The sequence below is a fragment of the Escherichia sp. KTE159 genome, assembly GCF_000408805.1.
Lineage (GTDB): Bacteria > Pseudomonadota > Gammaproteobacteria > Enterobacterales > Enterobacteriaceae > Escherichia > Escherichia marmotae.
Map to the genome: position 1 here is coordinate 375,227 of NZ_KE137295.1, position 12,591 is coordinate 387,817.

The 12,591-nt window shown below is 47.1% G+C and carries 25 protein-coding genes; 22 read left to right on the plus strand and 3 right to left on the minus strand.

Translation table 11 applies throughout. The features are described from left to right. Position 1: 1 nt before the first annotated feature. Entirely contained in the window at positions 2-676 is a 675-nt protein-coding gene (locus tag A31E_RS01395) for a LexA family protein (RefSeq protein ID WP_000859460.1), read from the minus strand. Positions 677-766: 90 nt separating this feature from the next. Here A31E_RS01395 and A31E_RS01390 point away from each other — a divergent pair, with 90 nt between their 5' ends. The 13 genes from A31E_RS01390 (at position 767) to A31E_RS01335 (ending at position 7,480) form a co-directional block, all read left to right on the plus strand. Continuing rightward, positions 767-967, plus strand: coding sequence for a helix-turn-helix domain-containing protein (locus tag A31E_RS01390; protein ID WP_000649477.1), 201 nt, complete (start codon positions 767-769; stop codon positions 965-967). Between the two features lie 43 nt (positions 968-1,010). Continuing rightward, a complete protein-coding gene (gene ymfL / locus A31E_RS01385) occupies positions 1,011-1,562 on the plus strand; it encodes a protein YmfL (protein ID WP_000515860.1) in 552 nt (183 codons plus the stop codon). 145 nt (positions 1,563-1,707) lie between these two features. Beyond that, the gene (locus A31E_RS26515; protein ID WP_001341559.1) at positions 1,708-1,887 is read left to right on the plus strand and encodes a DUF4222 domain-containing protein; all 180 of its coding nucleotides are present in this window, start codon (positions 1,708-1,710) and stop codon (positions 1,885-1,887) included. Next, positions 1,817-2,395 (plus strand): ash family protein, encoded by a 579-nt coding sequence (locus tag A31E_RS01380; protein ID WP_226112522.1) that lies wholly within the window; start codon positions 1,817-1,819, stop codon positions 2,393-2,395. Before A31E_RS26515 ends, A31E_RS01380 begins: the two co-directional genes overlap by 71 nt. Then, on the plus strand, positions 2,388-2,624 hold the full coding sequence (locus A31E_RS01375) for a hypothetical protein (protein ID WP_000933942.1): 237 nt from the start codon (positions 2,388-2,390) through the stop codon (positions 2,622-2,624). Before A31E_RS01380 ends, A31E_RS01375 begins: the two co-directional genes overlap by 8 nt. Continuing rightward, positions 2,621-3,439 carry a helix-turn-helix domain-containing protein gene (locus A31E_RS01370; RefSeq protein ID WP_000061529.1) on the plus strand — a complete coding sequence of 273 codons (819 nt, stop codon included), beginning with the start codon at positions 2,621-2,623 and terminating at the stop codon, positions 3,437-3,439. The genes A31E_RS01375 and A31E_RS01370 overlap by 4 nt, the downstream gene beginning before the upstream one ends. Next, positions 3,436-3,924 carry a PerC family transcriptional regulator gene (locus tag A31E_RS01365; RefSeq protein WP_077688188.1) on the plus strand — a complete coding sequence of 163 codons (489 nt, stop codon included), beginning with the start codon at positions 3,436-3,438 and terminating at the stop codon, positions 3,922-3,924. The genes A31E_RS01370 and A31E_RS01365 overlap by 4 nt, the downstream gene beginning before the upstream one ends. Next, positions 3,924-4,577 carry a phage N-6-adenine-methyltransferase gene (locus A31E_RS01360; RefSeq protein ID WP_016249559.1) on the plus strand — a complete coding sequence of 218 codons (654 nt, stop codon included), beginning with the start codon at positions 3,924-3,926 and terminating at the stop codon, positions 4,575-4,577. Before A31E_RS01365 ends, A31E_RS01360 begins: the two co-directional genes overlap by 1 nt. Beyond that, positions 4,574-4,900: a LexA family protein gene (locus tag A31E_RS01355; protein ID WP_000210148.1), complete on the plus strand. Its 327-nt coding sequence runs from the start codon at positions 4,574-4,576 to the stop codon at positions 4,898-4,900. Before A31E_RS01360 ends, A31E_RS01355 begins: the two co-directional genes overlap by 4 nt. Continuing rightward, positions 4,897-5,286, plus strand: a complete 390-nt coding sequence (locus A31E_RS01350) for a RusA family crossover junction endodeoxyribonuclease (protein WP_000767113.1) — start codon at positions 4,897-4,899, stop codon at positions 5,284-5,286. Before A31E_RS01355 ends, A31E_RS01350 begins: the two co-directional genes overlap by 4 nt. Before the next feature lie 19 nt (positions 5,287-5,305). Further along, positions 5,306-6,115 (plus strand): KilA-N domain-containing protein, encoded by an 810-nt coding sequence (locus A31E_RS01345; RefSeq protein WP_001061444.1) that lies wholly within the window; start codon positions 5,306-5,308, stop codon positions 6,113-6,115. 7 nt (positions 6,116-6,122) lie between these two features. Next, on the plus strand, positions 6,123-7,112 hold the full coding sequence (locus A31E_RS01340; RefSeq protein WP_016249560.1) for a DUF968 domain-containing protein: 990 nt from the start codon (positions 6,123-6,125) through the stop codon (positions 7,110-7,112). A 17-nt stretch (positions 7,113-7,129) separates the two neighbouring features. Then, positions 7,130-7,480 (plus strand): antiterminator Q family protein, encoded by a 351-nt coding sequence (locus tag A31E_RS01335; protein ID WP_001205459.1) that lies wholly within the window; start codon positions 7,130-7,132, stop codon positions 7,478-7,480. A 3-nt stretch (positions 7,481-7,483) separates the two neighbouring features. Here A31E_RS01335 and A31E_RS01330 read toward each other — a convergent pair whose 3' ends face one another. After that, positions 7,484-8,068 carry a hypothetical protein gene (locus A31E_RS01330; RefSeq protein ID WP_001122064.1) on the minus strand — a complete coding sequence of 195 codons (585 nt, stop codon included), beginning with the start codon at positions 8,066-8,068 and terminating at the stop codon, positions 7,484-7,486. 7 nt (positions 8,069-8,075) lie between these two features. Next, positions 8,076-9,098 (minus strand): hypothetical protein, encoded by a 1,023-nt coding sequence (locus A31E_RS01325; protein WP_004030019.1) that lies wholly within the window; start codon positions 9,096-9,098, stop codon positions 8,076-8,078. Positions 9,099-9,383: 285 nt separating this feature from the next. Between A31E_RS01325 and A31E_RS01320 the strand changes: the two genes are divergently transcribed. The 9 genes from A31E_RS01320 to A31E_RS01285 all read left to right on the plus strand — a co-directional run bounded on the left by A31E_RS01320 (position 9,384) and on the right by A31E_RS01285 (position 12,479). Beyond that, the gene (locus tag A31E_RS01320) at positions 9,384-9,710 is read left to right on the plus strand and encodes a phage holin, lambda family (protein WP_001120492.1); all 327 of its coding nucleotides are present in this window, start codon (positions 9,384-9,386) and stop codon (positions 9,708-9,710) included. Between the two features lie 3 nt (positions 9,711-9,713). Next, a complete protein-coding gene (locus A31E_RS01315) occupies positions 9,714-10,190 on the plus strand; it encodes a glycoside hydrolase family 24 protein (RefSeq protein ID WP_001197766.1) in 477 nt (158 codons plus the stop codon). Next, the gene (locus A31E_RS25955; RefSeq protein WP_016249561.1) at positions 10,187-10,624 is read left to right on the plus strand and encodes a lysis protein; all 438 of its coding nucleotides are present in this window, start codon (positions 10,187-10,189) and stop codon (positions 10,622-10,624) included. The genes A31E_RS01315 and A31E_RS25955 overlap by 4 nt, the downstream gene beginning before the upstream one ends. Further along, positions 10,612-10,797: a hypothetical protein gene (locus A31E_RS25960; protein ID WP_001447355.1), complete on the plus strand. Its 186-nt coding sequence runs from the start codon at positions 10,612-10,614 to the stop codon at positions 10,795-10,797. The genes A31E_RS25955 and A31E_RS25960 overlap by 13 nt, the downstream gene beginning before the upstream one ends. A gap of 77 nt (positions 10,798-10,874) precedes the next feature. After that, entirely contained in the window at positions 10,875-11,123 is a 249-nt protein-coding gene (locus A31E_RS01300) for a hypothetical protein (protein ID WP_000885689.1), read from the plus strand. A gap of 148 nt (positions 11,124-11,271) precedes the next feature. Then, on the plus strand, positions 11,272-11,484 hold the full coding sequence (locus tag A31E_RS24970) for a DUF2560 family protein (RefSeq protein ID WP_235784125.1): 213 nt from the start codon (positions 11,272-11,274) through the stop codon (positions 11,482-11,484). Positions 11,485-11,532: 48 nt separating this feature from the next. Continuing rightward, the gene (locus tag A31E_RS01295; RefSeq protein WP_001125701.1) at positions 11,533-11,754 is read left to right on the plus strand and encodes a hypothetical protein; all 222 of its coding nucleotides are present in this window, start codon (positions 11,533-11,535) and stop codon (positions 11,752-11,754) included. 54 nt (positions 11,755-11,808) lie between these two features. Further along, positions 11,809-12,003 (plus strand): hypothetical protein, encoded by a 195-nt coding sequence (locus tag A31E_RS01290; RefSeq protein WP_000219368.1) that lies wholly within the window; start codon positions 11,809-11,811, stop codon positions 12,001-12,003. 74 nt (positions 12,004-12,077) lie between these two features. Beyond that, positions 12,078-12,479, plus strand: a complete 402-nt coding sequence (locus A31E_RS01285; RefSeq protein WP_000686855.1) for a DUF2513 domain-containing protein — start codon at positions 12,078-12,080, stop codon at positions 12,477-12,479. The last annotated feature ends 112 nt before the right edge of the window (positions 12,480-12,591 follow it).

Here is a 12,591-nt window from a genome sequence, read left to right on the forward strand (position 1 = left end):
ATTAGGCCTTTATTGTGTATCTTCTTGGTTTTCCCGAGAAAATCACTGTACCAATTATAGAGCAATTACCGTTAATCTTAATGTAAGGCTCAGGCCAGTTTGGGTTTAATGCTTTGAGATAACGCTGTGTTCCATCTTCTATCAACCGCTTGAAGGTGGTTTCGCCTGAATCGTGCATCAATGCAATAACGTCGTCACCGTGGCAGGCAGGGACTTCAGGATCTACAAAAATCATGTCTCCCGGGCGGTACTCATCAATCATTGAATCACCAATCACCCGCAAGATATAAGTCATTTCGCCACAGGGTACAGGGCAGGGATAAGTTTCTGCTGTGCTCAAATCAACCTCAGAATAGCCAACTTCTTTCCATGCTCCGGCCTGTACCCATGATATGACAGGGACTAACGTTATTTGTTTGTTAGTAATTGAAACATCAGGTTTTTTTGTGATGTTTGTTGTCTGGTGTTCTTGATCAAGCCATCCGACAGGCAGGTCGAAACATTTTTCGATGTGCCGTGCCATGCTGTCACCGATATTTTTAGTAGCACCATCTCCCATAAACCTGCTGGTCTGGGTTGGCTCGCGATCAATCATGGTGGCAAAGGAAGAATTCCCGCCAACACCATCTCTCAGTTTTCTGGCGTTAGACCGCCGGATGTCATGGACTGTTTTCATAACGAAATTAAAACCTTTGTACCGATAGGGTACAAGTATCTTGAAGGTTCATCTCAATCATGTAATATGTATATTGGAGGTACATATTGTATGAAAGCGTATTGGGACTCTTTAACCAAAGAACAGCAGGGCGAGTTGGCCGGAAAAGTTGGCTCAACACCAGGCTACTTACGGCTGGTTTTCAATGGTTATAAAAAAGCCAGTTTTGTGCTGGCTAAAAAACTTGAGCAATGCACGTCAGGTGCAATTACGAAATCTGACTTAAGACCGGATATCTATCCGAAAGATTAACAGAACACCTTCAATTTTTAACCACAGAACGATGAGGCTAACCGTGGGTAAGCATCACTGGAAAGTAGAAAAACAGCCTGAGTGGTACGTGAAAGCTGTCAGAAAAACTATCGCGGCGTTGCCGGGGGGGTACGCTGAAGCTGCTGAGTGGCTGGATGTAACAGAGAACGCTTTATTCAACCGCCTTCGTGCAGATGGCGATCAGATTTTCCCGCTGGGATGGGCAATGATTTTACAGCGCGCGGCTGGCACTCACTACATTGCGGATGCTGTCGCACAGTCTGCTGGTGGGGTGTTTGTATCGCTTCCTGAAATTGAGGAAGTAGAGAACGCCGATATAAACCAGCGCCTGCTGGAAGTCATCGAACAGATCGGGAGTTACTCAAAGCAGATTCGTTCGGCAATCGAAGACGGGGTAGTGGAGCCACACGAGCAGACAGCAATTAATGATGAGTTGTATCTGTCAATTTCGAAGCTCCAGGAGCATGCAGCACTGGTCTACAAAATCTTTTGCGCTCCAGAAAAGAGTGACGCCCGCGAGTGTGCAGCTCCGGGCGTCGTGGCGTTTTGTGTCTGTGGAGAAACTAACGCATGAACAGTTTAACGGCAAATAACCGTTTGTCGCAACAGCTGGTGGTCAGCGTCGCTGAACACCTGTTGTTACGGCATGAATGCAGATTACCAAATCACCTGGCTGTAAGTAACCACAGAGAACTTTACCTGACTGTGGGGGGCGAGTTGTGCAGGAACTTAACCGCTGGTTTCGTGACGGAAGAGGGCTTTATGTCCATGTTATTCGTTGGGAGCCAGAAACGCAGCGCGTTATCTATCTTCGCAAAGACTACCCGCATGAGTGCTTTAGTCCTTTGTGGAAATTCAGGCGTGATTTTGTTGAGTGTGAAGGACCACCAGCACATTGATTCTGCCATTCCGGGACGTTACACTGTTCAGGCACCTTATAAAGCGGGTGTCGGGATTGGCGTCCTGGAATTCAATATAGAGCATAACCGCGCTCATGCGGTTTTTTCGTATCATGAGCATTGCTACGTCCAAATTATGGTGGGGCGTGCAGGGGCATCGCAAGATGCGCCGGGTTCTATGTTGACCGGTTACGCCAACCCTGTACGTCTCACCACCTCTGTGATTGGCGTCCCATGTGGTGAGTTCTTTGAATTCAACATAGGGGCTGTCACCATGACTACTCTCCCAACCCTCGCTCGTCTGAATGATGAAGACTTACATAAACTCAGTTATGTAACAACTGCACTACGTGCTCTGCGCAAGGTAACTCTTTCGGATCCGCAGGCGCATCAAGTTCTGGTAGAAACCCTTCTTAACTTGCAGGCTGAACGTATTCGTCTGGCGGATAAGGCTAATTTTCATATTCACCGTCTCCTGAATATCAGCGGAGGGCATCGTCATGCTTAATCCGTTGATCCTCAATATTTGCCGTTTGCTTCAGCGTAAAAAAACATCAATTCCTACAGTTGGGCAGTGGTACACCACACCTGCAGGGCATGTTCTACGTGTTAGCCTGGTTGACCGTGAATGCCAGAAGGTGATTTGTGAACCGCTGGGCCGTAATTACCGCGTCAGTATGCCGCTTATAGCCTTTCGCTCCGGAAAAAACATGAAGCATCTCGGAGGTGCAGCATGAGTATGGAGCTGATGGTTAAAGCGATGAAAATTCGAGTGGGTAATCCATTGCGAAAACTGGTTCTGATCAAGCTGGCTGATAATGCCAGCGATCAGGGTGAGTGCTGGCCCAGCTACCAGCATATTGCTGACCAGTGCGAGATTAGCAAACGTTCTGTGATGAATCATATTGCGGCCCTTTGTGAGTCCGGGCTGGTAAAAAAAGTCACCCGGAAAGGTGAAAAAGGTAACTCAAGTAATATCTATCTCCTTCATCTGGATGGTGCAGGAGATTCACTAGGGGGTAGTGCAAATAATTCACTATCTGGTGCAGCAAATTCACCAGGTAGTGCAGGAGTTGCACCAGGGGGTAGTGCAGGAGATTCACCCAGAACCAGTCACTCTTTTGAACCAGTCAAAGAACCAGTCAATGAACCAATAGCTGTTGGTGCATCAGTTGATGAGTCCGTGCGAGTTCGTTCAAACCGGCCGGAATACTCTCCGGAGTTTGAGCAGGCATGGCTGGCATATCCCAAACGTGCTGGTGGTAATTCAAAATCTGCAGCCTTCAAAGCCTGGAAAGCCCGTTTGAATGAGGGGGTAAACCCCGAAACCATGCTGGAAGGTGTGAAACGCTACGCGGGCTGGGTATCTGCGATGGGTAACAGCGGCACACAATTTGTGAAACAGGCTGTCACGTTCTTTGGTCCGGATCGTCATTTCGAAGAATCCTGGGAAGTTCCTGCGGTATCTGCAGCCAGACGTGAGGACCCGTACTTCAAAGCCAGTTACGACAACGTGGACTACAGCCAGATCCCGGCAGGATTCAGGGGGTGATCATGAGTCTTTTGAATGAAGTTCAGAAATTCATTGAAGCCCATCCGGGGTGTACTTCCGGAGACATTGCGGATGCTTTTGCAGGTTACTCACGGCAGCGCGTTCTGCAGTCAGCAAGCAAGTTACGTCAGAGTGGGCGTGTGGCTCACCGTTGTGAAGGGGATACACGCAGACATTTCCCGCGCCAGGCTGAGATATCGCAGGAGCCGGAACCAGTTTGTGAAACCAGACCTGTGCGCAATTTCTATGTCGGCACTAACGACCCCCGGGTGATTTTGTGCCTGACCCGCCAGGCTGAAGAACTGGAGTCCAGGGGCTTATTCCGTCGAGCTGCAACGGTGTGGATGGAGGCATTCCGTGAAAGCCACTCCCAGCCAGAACGAAACAATTTTCTGGCGCATCGTGAGCGGTGCTTACGGAAAAGCAGCAAGCGCGCTGCATCGGGTGAAGAGTGGTATCTGTCAGGGAATTACGTGGGGGCTTAATGAGTAATAAATATTGCCGGGCGCTGGTGGAGCTGCGGAACAAACCAGCCCATGAACTGAAGGAAGTGGGCGATCAGTGGCGCACGCCGGATAACATTTTCTGGGGAATTAACACCCTGTTTGGCCCGTTTGTCCTGGATCTGTTTACTGACGGTGATAACGCCAAATGTGCCGCGTATTACACGGCGGAAGACAACGCGCTGGCGCATGACTGGTCAGAACGTCTTGCGGAGCTTAAAGGCGCTGCCTTTGGTAATCCCCCATACAGCCGCGCCAGTCAGCATGAGGGGCTATACATCACCGGCATGCGTTACATCATGAAGCATGCCAGTGCCATGCGTGATAAAGGCGGGCGCTATGTTTTCCTGATCAAAGCTGCCACCAGCGAAGTGTGGTGGCCGGAAGATGCAGATCATATTGCTTTTATTCGCGGGCGTATTGGTTTTGAACTGCCTGCCTGGTTTATCCCGAAAGATGAGAAGCAGGTGCCGACAGGCGCTTTCTTCGCTGGTGCTATTGCTGTTTTCGACAAGACCTGGAAGGGACCGGCAATCAGCTACATCGGGCGCGATGAACTTGAGGCATGTGGTGAGGCGTTTCTGGCGCAGGTTCGCCAGCAGGCGGAAAAACTGGTCAGGGAGATGGCGGCATGACGACGTTAACTCAATGCCAGCAGCAGGTGCTGGATATGCTGATTTCTTATCAGAAAGAACGTGGCTTCCCGCCAACCAATCAGGAGGTGGCAACCATGCTGGGATACCGTTCAGTGAATGCAGCGGTGGAGCATCTTCGCGCACTGGAGAAAAAAGGCGTCATCACGATAAAGCGTGGTGTGGCCCGGGGCATCACGCTTCATACCGCGGTGAAGGACGACGACAGCGAGGCGGCCGGGATTATCCGCGCACTGCTTGCTGGTGAGGAAAACGCCAGGCTGCGTGCAGCCCACTGGTTACATGAGAGGGGGCTGAAAGTATGAAGCTGATTCTGCCTTTTCCACCCAGCGTGAACACCTACTGGCGACACCCCAACAAAGGGGCATTTGCTGGTAAGAGCCTGATAAGTGCGGCGGGGCGAAAATTCCAGAGCGCGGCGTGCGCAGCAATAGTTGAGCAGTTACGTCGTCTGCCGAAACCAACGTCGGCACCTGCTTCAGTGGAGATTGTGTTGTTTCCTCCGGATAACCGGATCCGCGATCTGGACAACTATAACAAGGCGCTGTTTGACGCCCTGACCCACGCGGGTGTGTGGGAAGACGACAGCCAGGTGAAAAGAATGTTGGTGGAGTGGGGACCGGTTATCCCGGAAGGGAAGGTCGAGATCACTATCAGTAAGTACGAGAAAACGGCGGGTGCAGCCGCCTGATCAAGAGGAGAAACGAAGTATGAATAATCTGATGGTCATTGATGGTATTGAAGTTCGTCGTGATGCTTATGGGCGTTACAGCCTGAACGATCTGCATCGCGCAGCAGTAGCATCTGGTGCAAATGCCAGAACCAAGGAGCCAGGAAAGTTTCTTTCCAGCCAACAAACTGTTGAGCTTGTTCATGAATTGACCAACACCCAGAATTTGGGTGTTGACCCGGTGAGTGTGATTCATGGGGGAAATGAACGGGGAACGTATGTCTGCAAGGAACTGGTGTATGCCTATGCAATGTGGATCAGCCCGTCATTCCATCTGAAGGTGATCCGTACTTTCGATATGGTAACCAGCGCACCGGAAAAATTATCCGGACAAGCTGCTGACAAGATGCAGGCTGGAGTGATTCTGCTGGACTTTATGCGCAGGGAGTTAAACCTGTCTAACTCTTCAGTGCTTGGTGCCTGTCAGAAACTCCAGGAGGCTGTTGGCTTACCGAATCTGGCACCGCGCTATGCCATTGATGCTCCTGCTGACGCGCCTGATGGCTCAAGTCGCCCGACACTGTCGCTGAGTGCACTGCTGAAACAGTATGGTATCCGCCTTACGGCTAATCAGGCATATCACCAGATGGCGAAGCTGGGGATCGTCGAGCAGCGCGAACGATACAGCCGTACCGCGATTAACAACATCAAAAAATTCTGGTCGCTGACGGCGAAAGGCTGCATGTTCGGCAAGAACATCACCAGTCCCGCAAATCCGCGCGAGACGCAGCCGCATTTCTTCGAATCCCGATTCCCTGAGCTGTTAAAGTTGCTCGATACCGTTCATTGAGGTGACCGTGAGAGCACTACTGACCCCTGAAATAGCCCCGCGTATGGGGATCGTATTGTTCAGACCAGGTTCAGAGCTGATGCCCCTGTTTATGCAGGGGCGTGTCCTACTGGAGCCTGAGCCGGAACGTTATTCATCTTTCGCCAGTGGTGCCGTTCCGGCGGCATCACAACCGCTGGCGGATGATCCTGCCGTTCGGGCCGTGTTCCGCAATGAGGCAGTGATCCGTCGTGCTGGTGGCGTGGAATGTCTTGAAAGCTGGTTACTTCGTGAAAAGGGCTGTCAGTGGCCTCATTCCGACTGGCACAGCGAGAACATGGCCACAATGCGACACGCGCCGGGCGCAATCCGTCTGTGCTGGCACTGCGATAACCAGCTGCGCGATCAGTTCACGGAACGGCTGGAATCAATGGCAACGGATAACTGTGCCCGCTGGGTGTTGTCTGTTGTGCGTCGGGATCTCGGTTTTGATGATAGTCACGTTGTGACAATGCCGGAACTGTGCTGGTGGCTGATTCGTAATGACCTGGCGGATGCCTTACCGGAAAGTGCAGCCCGTAAGGCACTGAGATTACCGAAGCCTGTTGTGCCGTCTGTCACCCGGGAAAGTGACTTTGTGCCTTCGGTTCCTGCCACCAGCATCATCCAGGATAAAGCGAAAAAGGTGCTGACGCTGAAAGTGGATCCGGAGTCGCCGGAGTCTTTTATGTTACGCCCCAAACGTCGCCGCTGGGTTAATGAAAAGTACACGCGCTGGGTTAAGACACAGCCGTGTGCATGTTGTGGAAAGCCTGCTGATGATCCCCACCACCTGATAGGTCACGGCCAGGGTGGAATGGGTACAAAAGCGCATGACCTCTTTGTGTTGCCTTTGTGCAGAAAGCATCACGACGAGCTGCATGCGGATACCGTGGCATTTGAAGAGATGTATGGCTCCCAGCTGGAGCTGATATTTCGTTTTATCGATCGTGCGCTGGCAACCGGCGTGCTGGCCTGATTTTGTGGAGAAAGTTGATGCGTGATATGTATGAAGTATTGGACCGCTGGGGAGCATGGGCTGCAGCAGATAACAGTGGTGTGGACTGGCAGCCTGTTGCTGCAGGGTTTAAAGGTTTACTACCTCATGGAAAGAAAACACGCCAACAATGCGATGATGATGAAGGAATCATGATTGACAGCTGTGTTGCGCGATTGCGGAAATATAAGCCAGAAGAATATGAACTGATCATTGCTCACTTTGTTATCGGTATTTCACTCCGTTCAATAGCAAAGAAACGGAAATGCTCTGACGGGTCAATCAGAAAACAACTTCAAGCAGCAATAGGAGTGATTGAAGGTATTTTGTTGATTATTAAGCCCCTGTAGGGCTTAATAATTCATATGAATTCTGTTTCCGAGATAATATAATCCAAAGAAAGTTGATACTAAGAGTTGCCAAACGAGGAAAGTAAATACAACAGTATAAACCATTAAAACAATACTGTTTTGATAGACATTGATTAATGGTGAAAATATAGCATTAAGTATTATTATAACAATGCTTAATGCTGTTAAAAAAGAGAATAGCATGCAAAGAAATAATCGTCTGGTCAGAACCTCCTCTGAATTTACTACTTTTCCATTTTCTTTTGTTACTTTTATTTCAATAGAGGCATTTCTTTCATTGCTAATCAATGGTAAATCAATCTCAGCTCTATTGAAAGTTGCTATGGCGGCCAGAGCGGCAATATAAAACCCTGGTAGGTTAGAGATAAATGAAACGATTGATTTAATGAAACCATTGTCATCAAATAAATCTTTGACAGGGATTTTTAATAGAATGAAAAGTACTGCTGTGATAGAAGTAAGTAGAATTGGTGCTACCCAATCATATGCAGCTTTGCCGCTAATACCTTTAATAAAAAGATATCCAAACGGCTTGCCTAGATGAGAGAAAACTGAAAGTATTGGCATAATAACCTCACATCAAATCTATCATTTTCACAACAAACTCTAGTTCAATTTTAACATATGAATCCTTCAGGCGCGAATTAAAGTTATCGATAATGCTTTTCTTAATAAATGTTTTTTCTAAATTATTAAGATTGATGTTTGAGGTTTTGAAATCAACCTGCCTTGGTTTATTTGTTTCAGGATCTTGGAATTTAACCTTTAATTTATCATAACCACCATTCATTTTTTTATTGAAATGAGATGCTACATTTTTAATCCATCCAATAACATTGTCACCATGATTTGGAAGTAATTTTAATGTACTTTCAGTCGGAATGTAAGGTGAATTAACATCAGGAGCATTAATTGTTCCGAATTGATCCTTGACTAATATGACATCTGATAATCCTTTTTGGCTTATTTTATTAAAAAGCTCCTTGTCTAACATTCCTGTAAATTCAAATATTGGTTTGTATCGTATTTTTACTTCTTTTTTTGATGTTGCAGAAATAACGTTAGTTGGATGTTTTGCGGTAAATAAGTCTTCATTGTCTTTCGCCACTTCAAAGAGAATTTTGTCTAAAAAACTATTTAACCGGGCCGTAGATACACCTGGGGTAGATGTACAAATCATATCATAGGTTCTTTTATTTCCATTTAATGATATGACAACATAGGTAGAAACTTCATAGCCTTCACCTTGTTCATATTTTGGTTGGATTTCAACGCGTTCATTAGTATTTATATTTTTTACAACGGTAGTACTTCCATTTTTATCAACACTATTAATAAGAAGGACAATATGCGTGGGTGAGTTATCTGGAAGTAAAGGATAAAGTTGTACATCTTGGAGAGTAACTACAATATTCCCAGAATCATATGAATGAACGAGTCCCTTTTGTTTAACAATCAATGGGGCAAGCATGTACATTTCCGGAACAGGACATATACACTGGGCTTTTACCTCTTGTGTTGCCTTGGTTCTAAACTTTGTGTCAATGGTCAGACTATGATGAGTAACGAGTCTTTCGCTAGCATTTAATTTTGCCATGAAATCATCCGATTATGATTTTTCGATTTATTTGTTAATCTTACAAAAACGCTAACGCGTACGCAAAAATTATTGTATCGTGTTAAGAGTGGTTACTTCGCCACACAGCTTAAACCCGCCGTCGAGCGGGTTTTGTCGTTTCTGGGGCTGGGGATTCGTTGGTCCTGGTCTATTCCGCAGTTATCCATTGGTTCGGCTTCTTTGACGTTTCCGCTTCTAATTTGCTGTACATGATGTTCCCTCAATTTGCACCTGCTGTATCAGCGAGGTGAGAGATAACTACAAATGCCTCATAACCCAAATACCTGGCTGGAGTTGTTCCAGAGCTGGTGGCGTGGAGACACACCGCTGGGCGCAGTGATTATGTCGATTGTTATGGCTGGTTTGCGTATCGCCTACTTTGGTGGTGGTGGCGGCTGGAAGCGAAAAACGCTCGAGATTTTGCTCTGTGGCGCTCTGACTCTGACTTTTGCATCCGCGCTTGAGTATGTCGGATGGCCTAAATCGCTTTCTGTTGCCATTGGTGGTGGCGTTGGGTTGATCGGTGTCGATGCTATTCGTGGGGCTGCAATGAGAGTAATCGGTAATAAGTTTGGTGGCTCTAAGGAGTAATTTATGCAGGTACTAAATTCCCAGCGTAAAGCTTTCCTCGATATGGTGGCATGGTCAGAAGGAACGGATAACGGGCGACAACCGACACGTAACCACGGTTATGATGTTATTGTTGGCGGCGAACTGTTCACTGATTACTCCGATCACCCTCGCAAACTTGTCACGCTAAACCCAAAACTCAAATCAACAGCCGCCGGACGTTACCAGCTTCTTTCCCGTTGGTGGGATGCCTACCGTAAGCAGCTTGGCCTGAAAGACTTCTCTCCAAAAAGCCAGGACGCTGTGGCATTGCAGCAGATTAAGGAGCGTGGCGCTTTACCGATGATTGATCGCGGTGATATTCGTCAGGCTATCGACCGTTGCAGCAATATCTGGGCTTCACTGCCGGGCGCTGGTTATGGCCAGTTCGAGCATAAGGCTGACAGCCTGATTGCAAAATTCAAAGAGGCTGGCGGAACGGTCAGAGAGATTGAGGTATGAGCAGAGTCACCGCGATTATCTCCGCTCTGATTATCTGCATCATCGTCTGCCTGTCATGGGCTGTTAATCATTACCGTGATAACGCCATCGCCTACAAAGAGCAGCGCGATAAAGCCACATCCATCATCGCTGACATGCAGAAGCGTCAACGTGATGTAGCAGAACTCGACGCCAGATATACAAAGGAGCTTGCTGATGCTAACGCGACTATCGAAAGTCTCCGTGCTGATGTTTCTGCTGGGCGTAAGCGCCTGCAAGTCGCCGCCACCTGTGCAAAGTCAACGACCGGAGCCAGCAGCATGGGCGATGGAGAAAGCCCAGGACTTACAGCAGATGCTGAACTCAATTATTACCGTCTCCGAAGTGGAATCGACAGGATAACCGCGCAGGTTAACTACCTGCAGGAGTACATCAGGACGCAATGCCTTCGATGATAGCGATAATTTTACTCATCATCCTTCACATCTGGCTCTGTAGACAGGGTGGTGCTTACTTCTGGAGCGAATCCAGATTAAACATCTCATTGCTGATGCTTGATATTGAGCATCTGGCGCGCGGTAAGGGCTGTGTTGAGATAAGTGCCAGTTCATTACAAAGCTATATCTAATGGAACCTGAAATAATTTGTCATTGTCATGACAAGAAAATTCATTAATGATGAGCTCTCATTATACGGGAGGTAGATATGGCATTTCGTTATTTTGAACTTACCGAAAATATTCCTTTTGAGGATGCAAGAGAGCTTCACGTACAGTTCAAACACCACTTAGAATATGTTGTAAAGGCGTTATTTATGCCAGGAACACATGAAAAGCATTTAATTGTTGAAGGCCGGGATGACGAATCGATAACACAGATATTTGGTGGGCATGATGAAAAGTTTATGCATCTTTATCATATCGATGAATATGAAAAACGTGAAGACTTAATCTAACCTCCTACGACTGTTTTTATTGCCATCATAAAAGCCATTCCTTGCAGAGTGGCTTTGATAATGGATATCCCAACAAGCGGATAAGACAATAAATATACCCACCAGGGGATAAACAATGTCTAAAATCACGGTTACACCTGCATAGCAGATCCGCTTAAACCTGCTGGCGAAACTGTACTATGACACCGCCGCTGCAGCAGACGCGATTAAGTTTGTTGGTGACGATCCGTTGAAGTATCAAATCTTTGTGAACCAGTTAAGCTGGGTAACATCTGAAAGCGGGCTGGTAGCCAGAACGACGAAAGCTATCAAAGAGTCGGAAGACACACTACTGTGGTTTGAAGCTGAATCTGGTTCATAAGTGAATGAATGTGGTAATTTAATCCTCCGCAAAAAAAAGGGGATAAAAATGCCAAAGAATGTCATAGCTATTTTACCGGGTGACGCGTTTGATCATGTTGTTGTCCAGGACGACCTGGAGATTGTTACCTTCAGGGGTGACAAGGGCGGCGTGCTTACTATGCCTATCGAGGAGTACGAACTAGACGGGATAAGTTATAACGTCGCACGTTGTGACGGTATGGTCACTGACGAAAAAGTTGAGAAGGCTATCAGACACTTCACCAAGTAATAATCAGCTTCCGAACCAAGCCTCGCAATAGCGAGGCTTTTTAACGACAGAGGTATGACAGTGGTTCTTACAGCTAAGCAGTTTGAAGACCTTGCATCCTTCGCGAAGGAAGATAGCCAGCCTCAATACACCATCGCAACCGGAATAATCCCAGAATTCGAAGATGATTGTGAGTTTATCCCCGTTTATGCCGGGCTCATCGCTTATTTAGAGTTACTGAATCACGGTGTATTGCAACTCGACCACTAGCGACATTACGCCAAGTATTCATCAAGTGCCTAGTTTAATGTTAAATTATTCCCTCATTCATAAAAGGGAATGTTATGAAAATAGATCACGAGTATTTGAAAGGTCTTTTGGAAGCTTTCGAGGCGTCTGAAGAGCCGCATACTGATATAAAGCAGCTGCAGCTGGCTGGGTATGACTACAGCACCGATGAATTTTTATTCCATATGCGTTTATTGGCTGATCGTCAACTAATTGCTAGAACAGACGGCAAGTATGGGTTTGGTTTCTCTGAGGCTGCTGATGGAGGATCATGGTTCGTTATACCGTTACGATTAACTTCAAGCGGTCATGACTTCCTTGAAGCTCTCAGGAATAAAGAGGTTTGGAATTCTCTCAAGACCGGCTTTAAAGATGCAAGCATTGGAACATTAGTTGACGTTTCAAGGCGTTTGCTGGATGGTTATATTCAGAAAAAAATTGACGACTTAATTGGCTAATATTTTATATAACCATCAGCCCCGCAATCGCGGGGCTTTTTTATTGCCATTATGATGGCAGATACATTGCTATGGCGTAACAGGATTTCAACTATGAACCCAACAGAAGCAG